Here is a 20,883-nt window from a genome sequence, read left to right on the forward strand (position 1 = left end):
GCATAACCCTCGCTCCCGAGAGGTGTATTTGTCATGCCCGAAAACATCTATGACGTAGTCATTTCCGGCGCCGGACCCAATGGGCTCATGCTCGCCTGCGAACTGAAACTAGCCGGAATTCGGCCGGTGGTGCTGGACGCTCTCCCGGAACCCAGCCGCGAACCCAAGGCCAACGGCCTGCTCGGCGAGGTGGTCCGGCTGCTCGACATGCGCGGTCTCTACACCGAACTCACCGGGAACACCGGCGCGCCGGAACCCATACCGATGTACATCTTCGGCGCATTTCCACTGAAACTCACTGCTGTGCAACCGAATCCGATTCGCATACTGCCGATTCCACAACCCGATCTGGTGCGGCGCATGGTGCAGCACGCGATGAACCTCGGAGTCGAGATCCGATGGGGCAACGCCCTCACCGATTTTCAGCACACTCCCGACGGGGTGACCATCCGAGTGGCAGGACCCGACGGACCGTATGCCCTGGATGCCCGCTACCTGGTCGGCGCGGACGGTGGAAAGAGCGTGGTCCGCAAGCAAACCGGCATCGACTTCCCCGGCTACACCAGCACCGCGCACATCACCCGTGTCGGACACGCCGAGATCCCCGACCACATGCGCACTCCCGACGGCGGCATCGATATCCCCGGAGTCGGGAGGTTCCCCCTGGGGCATACCCGGCTCGAGAACGGCCTGTTCGTCTATGCCGCAATCCATCCCGGACAACCGCCCCTGATCGGCGTCAGTGAACACGACGGCGGCGACACCATCGACGACGACGCACCGATGAGCTTCGAGGAACTGCGCTCGGCCGTCGAACGCGTGCTCGGCACCACGCTCCCGATGAAACCCCCCACCGGCCCCGGCCCGTTCGCCCTGCGCCGCACCGTCGGCCAGAACACCCGGGTGGCCGAGCACTACCGGTCGGGCAATGTGCTACTGCTCGGCGACGCCGCGCACGTGCACTCCGCCATGGGCGGGCCCGGACTCAACCTGGGCCTGCAGGACGCGGTCAACCTCGGCTGGAAACTCGCCGCGACCCTGAACGGCTGGGCGCCCGAAGGCCTGCTCGACACCTACGAATCCGAACGGCACCCCCTCGCCGAACGGGTTGTCATGCATTCACTCGGCCAGTCGGCGCTCGTCGGCCCCGGACCGGAAATCACCGCACTACGAGCGCTTTTCGGTGAGCTTCTCGAACTCCCGGCCGTCCAATCCCACATCGCAAACCTGATGGCCGGCTCCGATACTCGCTACGACATCGGCGACAGCCACCCACTCTCGGGCCACCTGATGCCGGAGCTGTCCGCCGGAATCGACGGCAGCACAGTACGAATCGCCGAGCTCATGCACCAGGCGCGCCCGCTGCTCATCGACTACGGCATGAACCCGAAGATCGCCGAAACCGCCGCGGGCTGGTCCGACCGCGTCCGCCTCGTCACGGCGACCTCCTCCACTCCCCCGGCGGCCGCCCTGCTGATCCGGCCGGACGGCTACATCGCCTGGGCCGCGGACGATTTCACCGAAACCACCGCGATCGGCCTGCATACGGCCCTGACCCGCTGGTTCGGTCAGTCGAACCATTCGGGATCACCGGCCGCGATGAGCCTGCGCAGCACCGTCGGATCCTGAAGCGCCTCCTGCAATACGATCCCGAGCCGCCGTAGCGCTTCCGCGTCCTCCCCATACGCGACGAACGTTCCGGCCTCGGGATCGAATTTCACCACCTCGGCCGCCGCGGGCCCCTCCGTGCTCACCGCTGCCCGGGCCACCCCGGCCCACCCGTAACCATTGCCGTCATAACCGAATTCGGCGAAGACGGCCTCGGTCGCGAGCATGTGATTATCCGAGAGCAGCAGACAGAAGTGTCCCGGTTTGTGGTCGTATTCGAAGAACACCAACGGGGCGAAGGTCTCGCGATCAGTCACAAGCCGAACTTACAAGCCGGCACCGACAGGCCGCGGCGAAGAAACCGGGATCGAGCGGTTCAGCAACTAGAGTCCCGCAGCATGTCGACTTCGGATGCTGAAGCTGTTGCCGGGGCTGTCGATGAGTCGTCGGCCGAGGTAGGGCGGGCTGCACGGAAACTGGCGCCCCGGTCTGCGCTGGGACAGTGGGAGGCCGGGGCGGACCGGGAAGATCCCATCTCGATTCTGGAGCGACAGGCGAGCACACGCGTGCCGGAGTTGGTTCCCATCCGGTACGCGCGGATGGCGGCGGGACGGTTTCCGTTCTATCGCGGGGCGCCGGCCATCATGGCGGCGGACCTTGCCGCCGGGGCGAATACCGGGCTGACGGTGCAGCTGTGCGGGGATGCGCATCTGTCGAACTTCGGGCTGTTCGCTTCGCCGGAGCGGGCGCTGGTGTTCGATGTGAACGACTTCGACGAGACATTGCCTGGGCCGTTCGAGTGGGATGTGAAGCGGCTGGCCGCGAGTGTGGCGGTGGCGGCGCAGGCCAATGGGTTCACCGACGAGGAGGCGCGGCAGGCGGCGGTCGCTTCGGCGACCGCGTATCGGGAGTCCATGACGCGGCTGGCCGAGCTCGGCGAGACCGATGTCTGGTACGAGATGGTCGATGCCACGCAGGTGGAACAGTTGCTGCGGCCGGAGGATCGGAAGCTGGCGACCAAGGTCATCACCAAGGCGCGGAATCGCACCAGCATGCAGGCACTGGACAAGCTGACCGAACCCGGGCCCGGTGGCGAGCCGCGCATCAAACAAGATCCGCCGCTGGTGCTTCCGGTGCCGGACTGGGAGCAGTTCTCGCTGGACTCGGTGCTCTCCGACTATCGGGCCACGCTGCCCGAGGAACGGCGGGTGCTGCTCGATCGGTACCGGCTGCGCGATCTGGCCATGAAGGTCGTCGGCGTGGGGAGTGTGGGGACGCGGTGCTTCATTGCGCTGCTGTCCGGGCGTACTACCGGCGATCCACTGTTCCTCCAGGTCAAGCAGGCCGAGAATTCGGTGCTGGCGCAACATCTCCGGTCCAGCGTGTTCAAGCATCAAGGGCATCGGGTGGTGCACGGGCAGCGGCTCACGCAGTCCGCGGGCGATATCTTCCTGGGCTGGGCGACCGGGCCGGACGGGCTGTTCTACTACTGGCGGCAGCTGCGAGATATGAAGGGCTCCTTGACGATCGAGGACATGACGGCGGCACAGCTGCAGCAGTACGCGGGACTGTGCGGGCTCACGCTGGCGCGCGGGCACGCGCGGTCGGGTGATCGGGTCGCCATTGCCGCGTATCTGGGCAGCGGTGACGTATTCGACAAGGCCATGGGTGAATTCGCGCTCGCCTACGCCGCGCAGACGGTGGCGGATCACGAACGACTGCTGGAGGCCATCGATCTGGGGCGCGTGCAGGCCGGTGAAGCAGACGGAAAGGGTCAGGACAACTGACAAATGTCCCGATCCGGACGTGTTTTAACCGAATAGCAACTTCTCAGCATTCTCTTAAGCTCGAGGCTTAGCGTCCCCTCACATGCGCTCAGTGCTGGATGGCAAACCAGGAGAGAACTTTCGGGTCGAGCAGATAGGACTCCTGGGCCGGCAGCGGCGGCGACTGCTCGAAATGGGACTGATCCCCGGCGCGCCGATCACCGTCGCCGCCATCGGCGCCTTCGGCGGGCGCATCGTGCGACTCGGCGAGGCCCGCATCGCCCTCGACGCGGCCACGGCCCGCGCCATCACCGTCGCCGCGGAGTCGGCGCATGAGTGAAGCCTGCTGCGGCACTCCGGGTTCCGGCGCCGCGAACTCCGGCGCCGACCTACTGCACACGAGCGGCACCGTGGTGCTGGTCGGCAATCCGAACGTCGGTAAATCCACGCTGTTCAACGCCGCCACCGGAGCGCGACAGCGGGTCGGCAACTGGCCCGGGACCACCGTCGAAGTCTCCGACGGCCCCTGGCGGCTCGGCCCCGGCCGCACCGTGCGGGTACTCGACCTGCCCGGCACCCAGAGCCTGCTGCCCGCCGCACCCGACGAGGCCGTCACCCGCGACGCCCTGCTCACCGCGGACACCGCGGACCGCCCGGACGTGGTGGTCGCCGTCGTCGATGCGGCCAATCTCGCGCGCAGCCTCTACCTGCTGTCACAGGTGCTGGAAACCGGTCTGCCCATCGTGGTCGCCATGACCATGACCGATGTCGCGGCCGGGCGCGGCACCGCCATCGACACCGACCGGCTCGCCGCGGCCCTGGGGGTACCCGTGGTGCCGGTGGTCGCGCGGGGCGGCACGGGCCTACCGGCCCTGGCGCGGGCCGTGGACTCCGCGCTCACCGAGCGGTCGGCCTCGGAACCACCATGTCTGGGCGTGGACATCGACGCAGCCGTTGCCGCCCTCACGCCGCAGCTACCGGACCGCTACCCGACCCGCTGGCTCGCAACCGCGCTCCTCGCGGGCGAGGTGCCGCCCGAGATACCGGACGAACTATCGACTGCCGCGCGGAAGGCCTTGCAACAGGCCGTCTCCCACGCGGACGGCAACGCCGCTGCCGGTTCGCTGTCGGATACCGAGGACGCGGAGCTGCTCATCGCGGAGCGGCGGTATGCGTGGGCACACGAAATGCTCGAGGCAGCGGTCGAGGGCGGCCCCGCGCGAATCACGCTGAGCGACAGGGTGGATCGAGTCGTGACGCACCGATGGCTCGGGGTGCCGATCTTCCTCGCGGTCATGTGGCTGGTGTTCCAGCTGACCACCACGGTGGCCAAACCGCTGCAGGATGCGCTGGGCGGCTTCATCACCGGACCGGTCGCCGACGGGGCGGCCAACTTCCTGAACGATATCGGCGCACCCGAACCACTGGTCGGGCTCGTGCACGACGGGCTGATCAACGGCGTCGGCCAGGTGCTGAGCTTCGTACCGCTCATGCTCATCATGTTCATACTGCTTGCGCTGCTGGAGGATTCGGGTTACATGGCGCGCGCCGCCTTCGTGGCCGATCGGCTCATGCGCGCCATGGGACTACCCGGACGTGCGGTACTGCCGCTCATCGTGGGCTTCGGCTGCAATGTGCCCGCCATCTCCGGCACCCGCATCCTGTCCAACCCCCGGCACCGCATACTCACCGCCCTGCTCATCCCGTTCACCAGCTGCAATGCCCGCCTCGTGGTCTACGTGCTGCTCGCCGGGGTGTTCTTCGGCAGCGGCGCCGGCACCGTCGTCTTCGCCATGTACCTGTCGTCGATCCTGCTGGTCATGGGACTGGGATTCCTGTTGCGCCGCAGCGTGTTCCGGGATATGGCCACCGAACCCCTGGTGCTGGACCTGCCGCCCTACCGCCGGCCGAGCCTGCGGGTGCTGGGCATGCACACCTGGCAGAAGATGCGCGGGTTCCTGACCACCGCGAGCGGCATCATCGTCGCCACCGTCACCGCCGTATGGCTGCTGTCCTCGATTCCGCTGGGCGGCGGGACCTTCGGGCACGTGGAACCGGGCAACAGCGCGCTCGGCGCGGCCTCCTCCGCGGTCGCGCCGATCTTCGCTCCCGCCGGATTCGACGACTGGCATGCGGGGGCGGCCCTCATCAGCGGCTTCGTAGCGAAAGAGGCTGTGGTTGCCACCATTTCGCAGTCCTACAGCATGGATGATCCCGGCGGCGGTGCGGCCTCACCCTCGCTCTCGGAGGCCCTGCATGCCACCTTCGAACACTCCTCGGGCGGACATCCGATCCCGGCCGTCCTCGCCTTCATGATGTTCCTGCTCGCCTACACACCGTGCATGACGACCCTTGCGGTACTGCGCACCACGGTCGGCACCCGGATCACCCTGTGGAGCGTGGCGCTGCAATTGAGCGTCGCCTGGGTCCTCGCCGTCGCCGTCTTCCAGATCGGCAGGATCTTCTGGTGAGCGCCCCGCAGAGCCCGCTGCGCCGCATCCTCGCCGAGATCACCGCCGCCCAGGGCAACCTCAATCTGGACGAGATCGCCCGCCGCATCGGAATCTCCCGCGACGAAGCCGACGCCATGATCGATTACTGGGTCCGCAAGGGCCGGCTGTCCATCGAACAGATCACCTCCGGCTGCCCCACCGGAGGCTGCGGCAGCTGCGCCGACAGCCAGTGCGGAACCAAGTCCACCGGACCGGTATTACTGGCCATCGGGTTGACAAAACAACAGATACGGGCATAAAACAACATAAGTCAACATTGGAGTTGGAGGTTCGGATGTACGCCGAGGAGCGGCAGCAGGCCATCGCCGCACTGATCGCGCACCGTGGACGGGTATCGGTCGCGGAAGTGTCCGAACAGTTCGACGTGACCACCGAGACCGTGCGCCGCGACCTCGCCGTACTCGACCGCATGGGGCTGGTCCGGCGCGTACACGGCGGCGCGGTACCGGCCGCCGCGCTCACCGCCATCGAACTCGGCACCAGCGAACGCGAGCACAGCCGCGCGGCGGAGAAGGACCGCATCGCCAAGGCGGCCCTGGCCTTCCTGCCACCCGCCGGCGGCAGCGTCCTCTTCGACGCGGGCACCACCACCGCACGGATCGCCGCACAACTGCCCGCGGACCGGGAACTCGTCGCCATCACCAATTCCATGCCCATCGCGGTGCGGCTCAGCGGATACGCGGGGGTGCGGCTGCATCTGCTGGGCGGGCGGGTACGCGGGGTCACCCAGGCGGCGGTCGGCGCGGATACCCTGCGCACACTCGGCGATCTGCGGGTGGATGTCGCGTTCATCGGAACCAATGCGCTCACCGTCGGGCACGGGCTTTCCACCCCCGATCCGGATGAGGCAGCGGTCAAACGGGCCATGGTGGCCAGCGCGCATCGGGTGGTCGTGGTCGCCGATTCCAGCAAGGTCGGGCGCGAGGATCTGGTGCGGTTCGCGGCCATCGCCGATATCGATGTGCTGGTCAGCGATGACGAGCTGCTGCCCGCCGTGCGAAACGAACTGTCCGAGTTCGGGATCGAAGTGGTGACGGCATGATCGTCACGCTCACCGCCAATCCGAGCATCGATCACACGGTGTCGCTAGCGGAACCGCTGCGGCGCGGAGACTTGCAGCGGGCGCGGGCGGCCACCTCGTATCCCGGCGGTAAGGGCGTCAACGTATCGCGGGTGATCGCCGCGGCCGGGGCCGAGACCGTCGCGGTCCTGCCGGGCAGCGCGGGCGATCCGTTGCTGCGCGCGCTCACCGGCACCGGGCTCGACTATCGCGCCGTGCCGTGCGGCGGCCCGGCCCGCACCAATCTGACCCTCACCGAATCCGACGGCACCACAACGAAAATCAACGAGCCGGGCACGCCGCTCACCGAAGCCGAGCGAAACGACCTGGCCGACACGCTCATCGAGCTCGCGGGCGCTGCGGCGGACTGGGTGGTGCTCTCCGGGTCGCTGCCGCCGCTGGTGCCCGTCGACTGGTATGTGGAGCTGCTGCGGCGGCTGCGTGGGACGCGGGTCGCCGTCGATACCTCCGACGCACCGCTGGCGGCGGTGGCGGCGCAGCTGGATTCCATTGCACCGCAATTGCTCAAGCCGAATGCCGAGGAGCTGGCGCAGCTCACCGGGGGCGACCCGGCGGAACTGCATGATCCGACCGCCGCGGCGCGGGCCGGCGCGGCCTTGGTGGAGCGCGGCGTCGACGCGGTGCTCGCCACGCTCGGCGCGGCGGGCGCGGTGCTGGTCACCGCCGAAGGAGCCTGGCACGCCACCGCACCCGCCATTACCGCGCGAAGCACCGTCGGCGCGGGCGATTCCGCCCTGGCGGGATACCTGCTCGCCGATTCGACCGGCGCCGCACCGGAAGACCGCTTGCGGCGGGCCGTCGCCTACGGCAGTGCCGCCGCCGCGCTGCCCGGGACCGGGCTGCCCGGTCCGCACCACACCGACCCGGGCGCCGTGACCGTCACGGCCCTCGACTTCCAGCCCCACCACTGAAGGACCCGCGATGACCGACCGGATCATCATCACCGACCTCGTCACCCTCGACGCCGACCTGGGCGCCGACAGCACGGAAGTGATCGCGGCCCTCGCCCAGCGCCTCGCCCGCACCGGCCGCGCCACCGACCCCACCGCCGTGCGGGACGCCGCCCTGGCCCGCGAATCCCAGTCGGCCACCGGCCTACCCGGCGGCATCGCCATCCCGCACTGCCGGGCCGCAGCCATCACCACTCCCTCCCTGGTCTTCGCCCGCCTCTCCCCCAAAGTCGCCTTCGGCGCACCCGACGGCCCCGCCGATCTCGTGTTCCTGATCGCCGCCCCCGAAGGTGCGGGCGCCGAACACATGAAGCTCCTCTCGTCCCTGGCCCGCGCTCTCGTCAAACCCGAATTCCTCGCCACCCTCCGCGCGGCCGCGACCCCGGACGAGATCGTCACGCTGGTCGACGGTGTGATCAACCCCGAGCCCGAGCCGGCCGTCTCCACCGAACAGGCCGCACAGCAGGCGAATTCACCCGCCACCCCCGACTCTCGTTCGAACGCGGCATCGACAGAATCCGCTGCCGGAACGACGGCGGCTTCTTCGACAGGCACGATCCGCTCGACACCACCACCGGATGCCGGTGCCACAGCGACCGACCCGGCGGGCGGCGGCGCGGCGCAACGCAGCATCGTGGCGGTGACCGCTTGCCCGACCGGGATTGCGCACACCTATATGGCGGCGGATTCGCTGGTCGCGGCGGGGGAACGGGCCGGGGTGCGGGTTCAGGTGGAGACACAAGGGTCCAGTGGGAGTGCGCCTTTAGGGGCGAGCGATATTGCCGAGGCTGTTGCGGTCATCTTCGCTACCGATGTCGGGGTGAAGGGGCGGGAGCGGTTCGCGGGGAAGCCGGTCATCGAGTCCGGGGTGAAGCGGGCCATCAATGAGCCCGATGTCATGGTTCGGGAGGCGCTGGCGGCCGGCACTGATCCGCACGCCGCGGTGGTGTCCGGTGCGGCGCGGAGCGAAAGTGGCGCTGCGGCAGCGGATTCCGGGGCGCTCGGGTGGGGGACGCGATTGCGGCAGATTCTGCTGACCGGCGTGAGCTACATGATTCCGTTCGTGGCGGCGGGCGGGTTGCTCATTGCGCTCGGGTTCCTGCTGGGCGGGTATCAGATCTCCGGTAATGCCAAGAACATCGTGCTCGACAACTCGCTGACCGATCTGCCGGCGGGCGGACTGGGCACCTATCTGGGCGCGGTGTTGTTCCAGATCGGTTCGCTGGCCTTCAGTTTCCTGGTTCCGGCCTTGGCCGGGTACATCGCTTACGCGATTGCCGATCGGCCGGGCCTGGCGCCCGGCTTCACCGCCGGTGCGGTGGCGGTCTTCGTCGGCGCGGGCTTCCTCGGAGGTCTGGTGGGCGGTCTGATCGCCGGGTTCGCGGCGCTGTGGATCGCGAAACTGTCCATCCCGCAATGGGCTCGGGGACTCATGCCGGTGGTGGTGATTCCGCTGTTCGCCTCGCTGGTGGTCGGCGCGATCATGTTCATCGTGCTGGGGAAGCCGCTGGCGGCGGTCACCAGCGGGCTCACGCACTGGCTCAACAGCCTGTCCGGCACCTCCGCCATCGCGCTCGGCATCATCCTCGGCCTCATGATGTGCTTCGACCTGGGCGGGCCGGTCAACAAGGCCGCCTACTCGTTCGCGGTCGCGGGCCTCGATGTGAACGATGCCGCATCGCTGAAGATCATGGCGGCGGTGATGGCGGCCGGTATGGTGCCGCCGCTGGCCATGGCGCTCTCGACCGCCCTGCGGCCCAAGCTCTTCACCACCGCCGAACGCGAGAACGGCAAGGCCGCATGGCTGCTCGGCGCCTCCTTCATCTCCGAGGGCGCGATCCCGTTCGCGGCGGCCGACCCACTGCGGGTGATCCCATCCATGATGGCGGGCGGCGCGGTGACCGGCGCACTGGTCATGGCCACCGGCACCACCCTGAGCGCACCGCACGGCGGCATCTTCGTCTTCTTCGCCGTCGGCGGCCTGGCCGGGTTCCTGCTCGCACTGGCCGCGGGCACCGTGGTCGGCGCGGCCTGCGTCACCGCCGCCAAACAACTCCGCAAACCCCGCGCCGGCGCCGCCTCCCCCGCGGCCCTGGCCACCGTGTAATCGCCCTGGCCACCGTGTAATCGCCCGTCCCACAAAAGGAGTCAGCATCATGCCCAGCACCACCGTCGAAGTCGGTTCGGCCGTCGGCCTGCACGCCCGCCCCGCGGCCCTCATCGCCGAAACCGCCAAGGCCGCAGGCGTTCCCGTCACCCTCGCCCTGGTCGGCGGCGCACCGGTGGACGCCGGCTCCGCACTCATGATCATGACCCTGGGCGCGGCAAAGGGCGCCGCGGTCGTCGTCAGCAGCGATGATCAGCCCACCGTCGACAAGATCGCCGCACTGGTCGCCGCAGACCTCGACGCCTGATCCGAACCCCGCACTCCGCCGACGCCGAATCCGCCGGCGGAGCGAACAGCTCGCGCGGCGCGAAGATTACGGCTGGGTGCGCAGAATGACGCCGCGCAGGTAGGCCGCCTGCCCGGCGTGCTGTAGGTCGTCGGAGATCACGCTGACCAGCCGCACCCCCAGCGTGACCGGCGGATCCCAGCGGGTATCGACGATCCGCGTCAGATCCTGATCGGCCAGCGTCTCGATATACCGCAGCGACTGCTCGTGAACCGCGTCGTAATAGCCGGTCAGCAGTTCCGCGGACGCCTGCACCACCGCCACGTCATCGGCGCTGTCCCCATACCCGGTGGCCCGCTTGCCGACCGGCAGCCCGAACCGCTCGTACCAGCCGTCCGCCGTCCACACCTGTTCCAGCCCCGCCACATCGGCCACATGATCGTCCTGCACCCGCGTCAGATGCCAGACCAGCCAGGAAATCGAGTTGGCCCCCGGATCCACCCGGAACCCCAGCTCCTTCTCCCCCAGACCGTCGACCGCCTCGTGCACGACCTCCCGGATCCGCCCGAACGCATCCAGCAGCACACCGGCACTACTCATCGTCGAATCTCCGTTCCCACGTAGGTATCTCGCACCGTACTCCGCTCCCCCGACAGCGTTCACGCGGCGCGGATCTCCGGCGCCCCCGCCGCGCGCCGCCGTAGACTCGGCGCATGCGGATCGCGATCATCGGAGGACACGGGCAGATCGCCTTGCAGCTCACCCGGCTGCTCAGCGCACACGGGGATGCGGTGCAGGCCGTCATCCGGAACCCGGCGCATGCCGGGGATGTCGAGGCGGCGGGCGGGCAACCGGTCGTGCTGGACCTCGAACGGCAGGGCGCCGACGCGCTCACGCCCGTACTGGCCGGGGTCGACGCGGTGGTGTTCGCCGCGGGCGCGGGGCCGGGCAGCGGGCCCGAGCGGAAGTACAGCGTCGACCGGGACGGGTCGGTACTGCTCGCGGATGCGGCGGAGAAGGCCGGGGTCCGGCGGTTCCTGCAGATCTCGACCATGGGCGCGGGCAAACCGGCGGCCGGCGGGGACGAATCGTGGATCGCCTACATCGATGCGAAGACGCAGGCGGAGAACGATCTCCGGGCCCGCGACCTGGACTGGACCATCCTGCGGCCGGGCAGTCTCAGCAATGAGCCCGCGGGCGGGCTGGTCCGGCTGGCGACGAGCGTTCCGGGCGGCAGCATCCCCCGCGCCGATGTGGCTGCGGTCCTGGCCGAACTGCTCATTACCGGCAGTGCCGCGCGGCAGGTGCTCGAACTCATCCGCGGCGATACGCCTGTCGCGGAGGCCGTTCGGGCCCTCGCAAGCTGAGCGGTCACTGCCCAGCGAGTGAGTCGGTCGCCTCGCGACCGGCTCGGCCGACCCGATCCAGGAAGTCGGCCAGCAGGTCCAGTTCCTCGGGCGTGTAATCGGCGCACAGCTCGTCCACGGCGGTGTTCATGACCGACAACAGGCCGTACATCTCGCCGAGGCGGTTCGGCAGCGAGCGGATGGTGACCGCGCGGCGGTCGACGCCGTCACGTTCGCGCACGATCCAGCCCGCGCGTTCCAATCGATCCAGTACCCCGGTCAGGGTGGCGGGATGCAGGCCGGCGCGGCGGGCCAGCGTCGTGGTGCCGATCGGGCCTTCGCTGTCGATCACATCCAGGCAGTCCAGATCCACGTCCTTGAGGGCGAGACGGGTGCCCACCTGCCGGTTGAGCAGGGCGAGTTGGCTGCGGACATCGCGGAGTGACCCCTTGACGCGCGTCACCTTCCGGCGATGGTGACCGGGATCACCATCATTTACTACGGAACTCATATCATCTCCAACTCGAAACAAATAATATGACTCTCATATCTTATGAGAGGTTGACTATGTTCGTAATCATCGGAGCCACCGGAATCGTCGGACGTACCACTGTTTCCCTGCTGCACGCCGCCGGCGCGGACGTCACCGCCGTCACCCGCACTCCCGCAACAGCACAACTGCCCGCCGGAGTCCGGGTGGTCGAGGGCGACCCGGCTGCACCCCGTATCCCGGACCAGATCTGGCGCAATGCCGAAGCAGTCCTGCTCAGTTCACGTGGAATCACGGCCTCGGCGGGCGAAATCCTCACTGCCGCAGCCGAACACGGGGTGCAGCGCGTGGTGGTGGTCTCCGCGGCCACCGTGGCCCATCCGGTCGGCGAACCCCGCTTCATCGAAGGCTTCGCGCGACTCGAGGCCGCCGCCGAATCCTCCGGACTGGCGTGGACCGCCTTGCGCTGCGCGGACTTCGACGCCAACAACCTCGCCTGGATCCCACAGCTGCGCGCGGGAGATGTGGTGCGCGGCGCATACGGCACAGCCGCCACCTCCCCTATCCACGAGCGCGATATCGCCGAGGTCGCCGTGCGCGCACTCACCGGCGACGAGCACGAGGGCAGGCGGTACGTCCTCACCGGGCCGGAGTCCCTCACTCAATACGACAAGGTCCGCATCCTCGGCGAGACCCTCGGCCGGACCCTGACCTTCGCCGAGGTCGCGCCCGAGCAGGTCCGGGCGGCCATGCTCGTCCAGGGCCTGCCCGAGGAAGTTCCGGCGCGGCTGCTCGGCTCGCTCACCGACTACGCGCGCACCCCCGGCCCGACCACGGACACCGTGCGACAGCTGCTCGGCCGCCCGGCGCTCGACTTCGCGACATGGGCCGCCGAGCGCGCCGCGGCGTTCGGGTAACCGCAACCCCTCCCCGCGTGCAAGCATGAATGCTTGCTGCGACGGAAGGACGCAAAGGTGCGGGTGCTTGTCACGGGGGCGGGCGGATACCTCGGACGGGCTGTGGTGTCCGAACTCGCGGCGGCCGGCCACGAACCGGTCGCCATGACCCATACGCCGGGCCGCGAGGTCCCCGGCGCGACGGAAACCCGGATCGCCGAACTGACCGACGCCGACGCGGTACGACAGGCCGTCGCGGGCGCCGATACGGTGATCCACCTCGCGGGACTCACCCGCGTCCGCGAATCGCTCACCGACCCGATGCGGTTCTTCCGCGTCAATACGGGCGGCACCATCACCCTCCTCGACGCCATGGCCGCCGCCGGAGTGCCGCGAATGGTGTTCTCCTCCACGTGTTCCGTGTACGGCTCACCGGAACGGCAACCCATGACCGAGGACCTGCCGGACGCCCCACCGCACCCGTACGCGAGCAGCAAACTCGCCGCCGAACTGGCGGTCGCCGCGCAGGCGCAGAGCGGGGCGCTCGGCGCCATCGTGCTGCGCCTGCCGAATCTCGCCGGCGGCGACGACCGCGACCCGACCCGGCTCATCCCCCGCGCGCTGGACGCCGCCGTCCACCAGACCGACCTCGGCGTCCACGGCGACGGCACCGCGGTGCGCGACTACCTGCACCTGCGCGACGCCGCCACGGCCTTCGTCGCCTGCGTCGACTACGAACCCGCCGTCGGCACCTGCACCCGCTACAACATCGGAAGCGGCCGCGGCACCAGCGTTCTCGACGTGGTCGCGGCCGTCGAACGGGTTACCGGCCTGCGCGTCTCCGTGGAACACAAACCGGCCGTCACCGAATCCCCCAGCCTCATCAACGATTCCACCCGATTCCGCACCGAACTCGGCTGGATCCCCCGTCGCTCCGATATCGCCACCATTATTCGCGACACCTGGGCCGCCGCCGCGGCCGAGCACCGGAGGCAGCACTGACCATGCGGTCGGCCGGGCCGGTCGGAGGTGCGCCCCGGCCCGTCGCGATCCGCCCGGCCGGGCGCTGGCCTCAGCTAGTCGCGGCGTGCGTTGCGGGCTGTACCACGGTGGGCCACAACGGTTGTGGGGTCCTCCGGCCAGGCGTGTTTGGGATAGCGACCACGGAGGTCGGCGCGAACCTGAGGCCAGCCATTACGCCAGAAGGAGGCGAGGTCGGCCGTTACCGCCACCGGGCGCCGTGCGGGTGAGAGCAGGTGCAGCAGCAGGGAGACGCGACCGTCGGCCAGCCGGGGCGGGTCGATCCAGCCGAAGATCTCCTGCACCTTGACCGCGAGGACCGGTGGGTCGGCGGCGTAGTCGATACGAATCCTGCTGCCGGAGGGGACTTCCAGGCGTTCCGGGGCGAGGTCGTCGAAGCGGGCGGCCGCCGGCCACGGGAGCAGGCGGCGTAACGCCTGGCCGGCGTCGATCCGCTCGAGGTCGGCGCGGCGGCGGGCGGTCGCCAGCTCCGGACCCAGCCAGGCGTCGGCCGTGTCGAGCAGCGTCTCGTCATCGACCGCGGGCCAGGGCGCACCGAGAGTGCGATGCAGGAAATCGAGGCGCTGCCGGAGTGACACGGCATCCTCGTTCCAGCGCAGGATGCCGAGACCGCTCTCCCGCAGTCCGCGGCGCAGCGCGGCCGCCAGCAGTTCCGTATCCGGTTCCCGCAGCGGCTTTTCCGATAGGACGATCGCGCCGAGCCGCTCCACGCGGCGCGCGATCACCTCGCCATCGACCCAGTCCACCTCGTCGGCCACCCGCACCAGGCTCGGCGCCGCTCGCCGCGCCAACTCCTCATCCGCTATGGCGGCCAATCGAATTCGCCCCTCCGAACGGCCCGGATCCCGGCCCGCCACCGCGACCGCCAGCCACTCGGCATCCCCGAGACCGGACCCGGGCTGCAAGGTCACCGCCGTCCCGCCCGCCATCAGATAACTGGCCGACCCCACCGCCCGCCGCCTCGCGAGCCGCTCCGGATAGGCCAGCGCCGCAATCAGTGCCGGATCATCGCCACGCGAAGATGCCGGATCATCGCCACGCGAAACAGACTTCGCACCGGCGTTTCCCGCAGCCGGACGACCGCCTTCGCGCAACACACTCTCGACCAGGCGGGTGAGGCGGTCGGATTCGCGCTTCCAGCGGGCGGGGCGATCATTGCGGAGCATGCGGAGGGCGACGACGAGATCGGTGCCGGGAGCAAGGGTGTCGTCGTCGAGCAGGGCGACCGTTTCGGCGGCGGCGCGCGGGCTGATGGCGGCAGCACCGTCGAGCAGGGCGCGGGCCAGACGTGGGTGCAGGCCGAGGGTGGCCATGTGGCGGCCACGGTCGGTGATCGCGCCGGAGGCGTCGAGAGCCCCCAGCGCACGGAGGACTTCCAGGCCCGCGGCCAGGCCGCCCGCCGGTGGGGCGTCCCACCAACTGAGGCCGGAACCGTCAGCGGTTCCCCAACAGGCGAGTTCGAGCGCCAGGCGGGTCAGATCGGCCGTGCGGATCTCCGGCTCCGGATAGGCGGGCAAGGTCGCCTGCTCGTACTCGGGCCAGCACCGCCAGGCCCGGCCGGGCGCCTCGCGGCCCGCACGACCGGCGCGCTGCTCGGCCACCGCCTGCGAAACCCGCACGGTGGCAAGGCCGGACAGGCCACGACGATGATCGATCCGCGGCACCCGAGACAAACCCGAATCCACCACCGACCGCACACCGGGCACGGTCAAACTGGATTCGGCCACGGCCGTGGACAACACCACGCGCCGCCGGGCCCCCGGCCGCAGCGCCGCGTCCTGAGCGGCGGCGGCCAAGCGCCCGTGCAGCGGCAGCACATCCACCCCATCCAGGCCGGACAGCAGATCCGCGGTCCGCCGGATCTCGGCGGCGCCCGGCAGGAAGACGAGAATGTCACCATCACTGTCCGCCAAGGCCATTCGCGTGGTCCGCGCCACCTGCGCCTCGATCCGCTCGCGCGGCAAGGGCGGAACATAGGACATGGCAACGGGATACGCCCGCCCCTCGACGGTCAGCACCGGCGCGGCAGGGCCGCCACCCGGCCTGCCCGCAGCAACGCCACCCCGCACCTCGGACAAGTCACCGCCCGGCAACGCGGAAGGATCACCTGGAAGCGCAGAGGAATCACCGGCCGACAGCGAAGCAGAATCGCCGCCGAGCAGCGCTGAAAGGCGGTCTGCCGCAACAGTTGCCGAGGTGGCCAGTACGCGTAGCTCCGGGCGCAGTCCTGCCCGTGCGTCCAGTAGGAGCGCGAGCAGCAGGTCGGCGTCGAGGTGGCGCTCGTGGCATTCGTCGAGGACGACCACGTCGACTCCGGATAGCTCCGGGTCCTGTTGCAGGCGCCGCACCAGCAGGCCCGAGGTGACGACCTCGATGCGGGTATCGGCGCCGACCTTGCGATCGCCGCGTACCGAATAGCCGACGGTGGCGCCGACCTGCTCGCCGAGCAGTGCCGCCATGCGCGCGGCCGCAGCCCGCGCCGCCAATCGCCGCGGTTCCGCGACCACCACCCGGCCCGGAGTGCTCGCGGCCAGGGCCAGCGGGACCAGTGTCGTCTTACCGGTTCCCGGGGGCGCGACGAGCACGGCGGTACCCCGCGCGGACAGGGTCCCGACGATTTCGCCGAGCGCCGCACGCACGGGGAGGTCGGGCAACTCGGGCAGCTTCATTGCCGACCAGTGTTCCATTGCCGGCCGACGCGTCATGCGCCCACTCCGCGGCGCCGGCGCGCACTGTCAGAGCAGCGTGATCGGGTCCGCCGCATCGCCGACCGTGGCGATCAGGGCCGGACGGTTGCCGGCCCGCACCGTCAGCTGGGCGCCGACGGCCTTCAGTCGTTCCACTACCGAGGCCGGGTCCGGGTGTACCGCTTCGAGCGAAAGCAGTGGCACGACGGGAAGTTCGCCGGAGGGATGGTCGGTGTCGCCCCAGTCGATGATCGCGGGGACCACCCGGGTCCGCTCCGCACCGACCGGGAAGGTCAACCGCCACTCCAGGATTCGCCCATCCGGTGTGGTCCGGGACAGATCCGAGACAGCACCGGGGTCGTATCCGGCTGCCCGCGACTCCGCCACCGCGGCATCGATATCCGTGACACGGACCAGCCAGGCCACCAGCCGGGCCTCGGTCAGATCGTCGATCCCGAACGGGCGCGGCAGTTCCGGCTCGGGCTGCTCCGGATCGGGTCCGATGATCTCCAGGTACGCGCCGTTTCCGAGGCCCAGCAGATAGTTCCGGGTCCCGCGGCCGGTATGCCGACCACCGGCGACCGGCTCGACCCCCACCAGGCGCGCAACCTCCGCGACGGTGCCCGCCAGATCCGGTGTCGCCAAAACCACATGATCGAGTTCGCTCACACCACAGCACAGTAGGGACGGCAACGCTGTCGCAGAACCGTTCCGCTCACAACGATCCGGACGGGACCACCCGCTCGCCCGTGGGAGCCAAGTCCGTTCGCACCTTGTGCAACAGCTGTCCGGCGCGTGCCCGGTGCACCACCGCCTGCCGGGTGTCGCCGAGTTCCTCCGCGAGATCGGCCAGGATGGCATCCATCGGACCCAGGGTGAGCAGGCCGGTTTCCAGGCCGACAATCGTCCCGCGGTGCGGTGACAGCAGCCGGTACAGCCGCTGCATCTCGGGCAGATCACCCAATTCGATTGCGGCCGCGGCCCGGAACACCGACATGGTCGTCTGGAAGAACAGCGGGTTCACCGGGTTGCCGCGGTCGAAGACGATGCGGGCCCGCTCCCGATCCCCCGCGTGCAGTAGCGCCAGCGCGTACGGCTGCACGGCCAGCTCCGGTCGCACGCGGTAGAGCAGGCCGAGCGATTCGACGATGCCGGACAGGTCGCCGGCGGCCCAGCCGAGCGTCAGCGGACCGGCGATCCGGCTCACCGGATCTGTTCCGATCGCCGAATGCTGGGAACGCTCGTAGAGCTGGTTGTAGGCCCGGTCCGCCGCCGCCAGATCACCGCGCAACACCGCCACGATGGCGCCGAAGGTCTCGGCGAGCACGAGCAGTTGCGGCAGCTGTGCGTCGGTGGCGGATTCGATGGCGAGACGGGCGTGTTCATCGGCGGTGGCCAGATCGCTGGCATCCAGCGCATAGCGGTACAGCATGAGATGCGCCGCCGACCGATGCTCGGCCGATGCGGTCCGGCGCGCCAGTTCCCGGCAGTCCTCCGCCAGTCTCGGATCGGGTTTGCGATCGTCCCTGATGAATACGGCGGCATTCAGTGCGATGCAGAACAATTCGGGGTCGTCGAGTGTGCGGGCGAGCGCGAGCGCCCGCTCGCCGTACTCGTGCCCGAGCGCCATGCTCTCCGGATCCATCGAGAAGTCGAACACCGCGGCGGCGAGCAAGCGGATCCGGTCCTCGACCGGTAACTCTTCGTTCAGGCAGGTGGTGACGAGGTCCATGGTGCGGCGATCGCGATCGAGGTGTCCCTGCACCGCCCAGCCGACCGGCCCGCGCCAGCTGGTCAGCGCGCGGACCAGCAGCTCGGTGCCGCCCAGATCCCGGGCCAGGGCGACGGCCCGGTTCCGCACCACGCGGGCTTCGAGCGGCCGCCCCTGGTAGGCGAGGGCGCCGACCAGCTCGCAGCAGGCATCGAACAGGGCGAGACGGTCGGCGCGGTCGGCGCGATCATTGTCGTGCCCGGCCATTTCGTGCAGTTCGATGGCCGACCGCCACAGGTGCACGGTATCGGCGCGCATGCCTCGTTCGGCGCTGCCGGTGGCGGCGATGCGGACGTATTCGAGTGCCCGCCCGGCGGTTTCGGGCCGGGCGCCGAGGATCGCATTGTGCGCCAGCATGTCCGGGTCGCGTGCGAGTCCCGGGAAGTCTCGAGCGTGCTTCTCCAGCAATTCCACTGCCGCCCAATGCATCCGGACCCTGCGCAACATGGGAATGCTCAGATACACCGTTTCGTGAATGAGGGCGTGGTCGAAGGTGATACGGCCGGTGCGGTCGGTGCGGATCAGGCCGTGCGCTTCGGCGGTGGCGATGAGGTCGATGAGCGCGTCCTCGCCCAGGTCGGCGGCGAGGCCGAGAATGCGCAGGTCCACGCCGTCGCGCCAGATGGCCAGCTGTTGCAGGGCAGCGATCACCGCGGCGGACAATCCCGCGATCCGGTGACCGATCAGTTCCCGGATGGAGTCCGGCACCTCGGCCAGCGCATCGAGAGAGCCCTGTGCGGCAACGAGTTTCGTCATCTCCCGGATGAAGAGCGGGTTGCCGCCGGTGCGTTCGTGCAGTTGCACCAGCTGGCCGTCCGACAGCGATTCGATGCCGGCGGCCGCCGCCGCGGCGCGGGTGGCATCGAGGTCCAGACCGGCCAGTTCCAGCCAGGCCGCGGTGGAATGCGCGAGCGCGCCCGCGGTGGCATGCAATCTCGGCTCGGCCTTGGAGCCGCGCAGGGTGATCACGATGAGGACCGGCTGATCCCGCAGCCAATTCACCACCTGACGCAGCACCTGCAGGGTCGCGGTATCGGCGCGGTGCGCATCCTCCAGCAGGATGACCAGCGGCGCGGCCGCCGTAACCCGCCTACAGTGCTCGGAAACCGCACGCGCGAGCGCGAAAGCGTCACCGCCGGTGACCGATTCGGGTGACGCCTGCGGATCGAGTTCGAGCAGGATCTCCGACCACGCCCACGCCGGAGGCGCGCCGTCGACCTCCGGGCAGCCGCCGCGCAACACCTTCCAGCCCTCGTCGCCGAGACCGCCCAGCACCGATTCGGTGAGCGTCGTCTTCCCCGCCCCGGGAGCGCCTGCCACCCACACCAATTGGAGTCGGCCACCGCGGCAACCGTCGGCCGTCTCCCGCAGGGCGGTGCGCTCGCTCGCATAACCCGGGGCGAGCGGCAGCCGGCGCACCGGCCGCGGCGTGGCGAGCACGAGCGGTGGCGGCGGGGCGGATACCAGTGCCGCGGAGTGGCTGAGGATGGCGGCCTCGAGGTCGCGCGACGCCGGACCGGGGTCGACACCGAATTCGGCGCCGAGGAATTCACGAGAACGCCGCAGCGTGGCGAGTGCCTGCGCCTGCTGCCCGATCCGGTATTGCGCGGTGGCGAGCAGCCGCGCGCATTCCTCGCGCTCGGGATGCTCATCGAACACCGAGCGCAATTCGATGGCGACCTCGGTGGGCCGATGCAGTTCGAGCTCGATCTGCGCGCGCAATTCCACTGCGGTGAGCCGCAATTCGGTGAGCCGCGCGGCTTCCTGTGCGGCCCAGGCGTAATCGGTCAGCGCCTCGAAGGCCGACCCGTTCCAGCACGCCAGCACGGCATCGAGGGCATACCGCCGCTTCTGTAGTTCGAGCGGGCCGACCGGCTGTTGTCCGTAGCGCCGCAGCAGGGCTTCGAAATGCCAGGCGTCCACCGCCTCGGCCACGAGCTCCAGTGCGTAACCGGCGGATTCCGAGACGATGACCTGCGCCTGCGCCCGGCGCGGCCGCTCGGGTTCCATGAGCCGGCGCAGATTGTGGATGTGCACCTGCAGTACCGAGGCGGCGGATGCGGGTGGCTGCCCCTCCCAGAGGTCCTCGATCAGGCGGTCGGCGGTTACCGCCCGGCCACCGGCGATGACCAGCCGGGCCAGCAGCGCGCGGAGCATCGAGGTGCCCAGATTGACCGGCTTGCCGTCCACGCACAACTGGATCGGCCCTAGCACCTGCACTTGCGGTTTCGCCATGCCCTGCAACTGCCTCCGGAGCACTCCGAGTCCTTTGGGTGACCACGAATTATTCCACCGTGCCGGACCCCAGCGATCCGGAATCAGACCGGGAAAAGCGACACGG

Annotated in this window: 18 protein-coding genes; 12 read left to right on the plus strand and 6 right to left on the minus strand. The window is 69.5% G+C overall.

Going from position 1 to position 20,883, the window contains the following annotated elements:
- Positions 1–33 precede the first annotated feature (33 nt).
- A complete protein-coding gene (locus ACIP5Y_RS12515) occupies positions 34–1,629 on the plus strand; it encodes an FAD-dependent monooxygenase (RefSeq protein WP_400349878.1) in 1,596 nt (531 codons plus the stop codon).
- Here ACIP5Y_RS12515 and ACIP5Y_RS12520 read toward each other — a convergent pair.
- Positions 1,569–1,925 carry an immunity 51 family protein gene (locus ACIP5Y_RS12520; RefSeq protein ID WP_400349879.1) on the minus strand — a complete coding sequence of 119 codons (357 nt, stop codon included), beginning with the start codon at positions 1,923–1,925 and terminating at the stop codon, positions 1,569–1,571. The genes ACIP5Y_RS12515 and ACIP5Y_RS12520 overlap by 61 nt on opposite strands.
- A gap of 81 nt (positions 1,926–2,006) precedes the next feature.
- Between ACIP5Y_RS12520 and ACIP5Y_RS12525 the strand changes: the two genes are divergently transcribed.
- From ACIP5Y_RS12525 to ACIP5Y_RS12560, 8 genes are all read left to right on the plus strand, one after another.
- Positions 2,007–3,395 (plus strand): DUF2252 domain-containing protein, encoded by a 1,389-nt coding sequence (locus ACIP5Y_RS12525; RefSeq protein WP_400349880.1) that lies wholly within the window; start codon positions 2,007–2,009, stop codon positions 3,393–3,395.
- 82 nt (positions 3,396–3,477) lie between these two features.
- Positions 3,478–3,714, plus strand: a complete 237-nt coding sequence (locus ACIP5Y_RS12530) for a ferrous iron transport protein A (protein WP_400349881.1) — start codon at positions 3,478–3,480, stop codon at positions 3,712–3,714.
- Positions 3,707–5,845, plus strand: coding sequence for a ferrous iron transport protein B (gene feoB, locus ACIP5Y_RS12535; protein ID WP_400349882.1), 2,139 nt, complete (start codon positions 3,707–3,709; stop codon positions 5,843–5,845). Before ACIP5Y_RS12530 ends, feoB begins: the two co-directional genes overlap by 8 nt.
- Positions 5,842–6,126 (plus strand): FeoC-like transcriptional regulator, encoded by a 285-nt coding sequence (locus ACIP5Y_RS12540; protein ID WP_400349883.1) that lies wholly within the window; start codon positions 5,842–5,844, stop codon positions 6,124–6,126. The genes feoB and ACIP5Y_RS12540 overlap by 4 nt, the downstream gene beginning before the upstream one ends.
- Positions 6,127–6,161: 35 nt before the next feature.
- The gene (locus ACIP5Y_RS12545; RefSeq protein WP_400349884.1) at positions 6,162–6,929 is read left to right on the plus strand and encodes a DeoR/GlpR family DNA-binding transcription regulator; all 768 of its coding nucleotides are present in this window, start codon (positions 6,162–6,164) and stop codon (positions 6,927–6,929) included.
- On the plus strand, positions 6,926–7,879 hold the full coding sequence (locus ACIP5Y_RS12550) for a 1-phosphofructokinase family hexose kinase (protein ID WP_400349885.1): 954 nt from the start codon (positions 6,926–6,928) through the stop codon (positions 7,877–7,879). Before ACIP5Y_RS12545 ends, ACIP5Y_RS12550 begins: the two co-directional genes overlap by 4 nt.
- 10 nt (positions 7,880–7,889) lie before the next feature.
- Entirely contained in the window at positions 7,890–10,025 is a 2,136-nt protein-coding gene (locus tag ACIP5Y_RS12555; RefSeq protein ID WP_400349886.1) for a fructose-specific PTS transporter subunit EIIC, read from the plus strand.
- A gap of 49 nt (positions 10,026–10,074) precedes the next feature.
- Complete coding sequence (locus ACIP5Y_RS12560; protein ID WP_400349887.1) at positions 10,075–10,332, plus strand: HPr family phosphocarrier protein; 258 nt, start codon at positions 10,075–10,077, stop codon at positions 10,330–10,332.
- A 66-nt stretch (positions 10,333–10,398) separates the two neighbouring features.
- Here ACIP5Y_RS12560 and ACIP5Y_RS12565 read toward each other — a convergent pair whose 3' ends face one another.
- A complete protein-coding gene (locus ACIP5Y_RS12565; protein ID WP_400349888.1) occupies positions 10,399–10,911 on the minus strand; it encodes a DUF664 domain-containing protein in 513 nt (170 codons plus the stop codon).
- Between the two features lie 113 nt (positions 10,912–11,024).
- On the opposite strand from ACIP5Y_RS12565, the gene ACIP5Y_RS12570 reads away from it, so the two are divergent.
- Positions 11,025–11,678 carry an SDR family oxidoreductase gene (locus ACIP5Y_RS12570; RefSeq protein ID WP_400349889.1) on the plus strand — a complete coding sequence of 218 codons (654 nt, stop codon included), beginning with the start codon at positions 11,025–11,027 and terminating at the stop codon, positions 11,676–11,678.
- 4 nt (positions 11,679–11,682) lie between these two features.
- Here the strand turns inward: ACIP5Y_RS12570 and ACIP5Y_RS12575 are convergent, their stop codons facing one another.
- On the minus strand, positions 11,683–12,168 hold the full coding sequence (locus ACIP5Y_RS12575) for a MarR family winged helix-turn-helix transcriptional regulator (RefSeq protein WP_400349890.1): 486 nt from the start codon (positions 12,166–12,168) through the stop codon (positions 11,683–11,685).
- Positions 12,169–12,224: 56 nt separating this feature from the next.
- Here ACIP5Y_RS12575 and ACIP5Y_RS12580 point away from each other — a divergent pair, with 56 nt between their 5' ends.
- Both ACIP5Y_RS12580 and ACIP5Y_RS12585 read left to right on the plus strand, forming a co-directional pair.
- Positions 12,225–13,064 carry an NAD(P)H-binding protein gene (locus ACIP5Y_RS12580; RefSeq protein ID WP_400349891.1) on the plus strand — a complete coding sequence of 280 codons (840 nt, stop codon included), beginning with the start codon at positions 12,225–12,227 and terminating at the stop codon, positions 13,062–13,064.
- Positions 13,065–13,121: 57 nt separating this feature from the next.
- Entirely contained in the window at positions 13,122–14,045 is a 924-nt protein-coding gene (locus ACIP5Y_RS12585; RefSeq protein ID WP_400349892.1) for an NAD-dependent epimerase/dehydratase family protein, read from the plus strand.
- Positions 14,046–14,119: 74 nt separating this feature from the next.
- On the opposite strand, the gene hrpB is transcribed toward ACIP5Y_RS12585, so the two are convergent.
- The 3 genes from hrpB to ACIP5Y_RS12600 all read right to left on the minus strand — a co-directional run bounded on the left by hrpB (position 14,120) and on the right by ACIP5Y_RS12600 (position 20,777).
- A complete protein-coding gene (gene hrpB, locus ACIP5Y_RS12590) occupies positions 14,120–16,753 on the minus strand; it encodes an ATP-dependent helicase HrpB (protein ID WP_400351247.1) in 2,634 nt (877 codons plus the stop codon).
- Between the two features lie 66 nt (positions 16,754–16,819).
- Positions 16,820–17,440 (minus strand): VOC family protein, encoded by a 621-nt coding sequence (locus ACIP5Y_RS12595; RefSeq protein ID WP_400349893.1) that lies wholly within the window; start codon positions 17,438–17,440, stop codon positions 16,820–16,822.
- A 46-nt stretch (positions 17,441–17,486) separates the two neighbouring features.
- A complete protein-coding gene (locus tag ACIP5Y_RS12600) occupies positions 17,487–20,777 on the minus strand; it encodes a BTAD domain-containing putative transcriptional regulator (RefSeq protein WP_400349894.1) in 3,291 nt (1,096 codons plus the stop codon).
- Positions 20,778–20,883: the final 106 nt, after the last annotated feature.

Source organism: Nocardia sp. NPDC088792 (genome assembly GCF_044750615.1).
In the GTDB taxonomy this organism is placed as follows: Bacteria; Actinomycetota; Actinomycetes; order Mycobacteriales; family Mycobacteriaceae; genus Nocardia.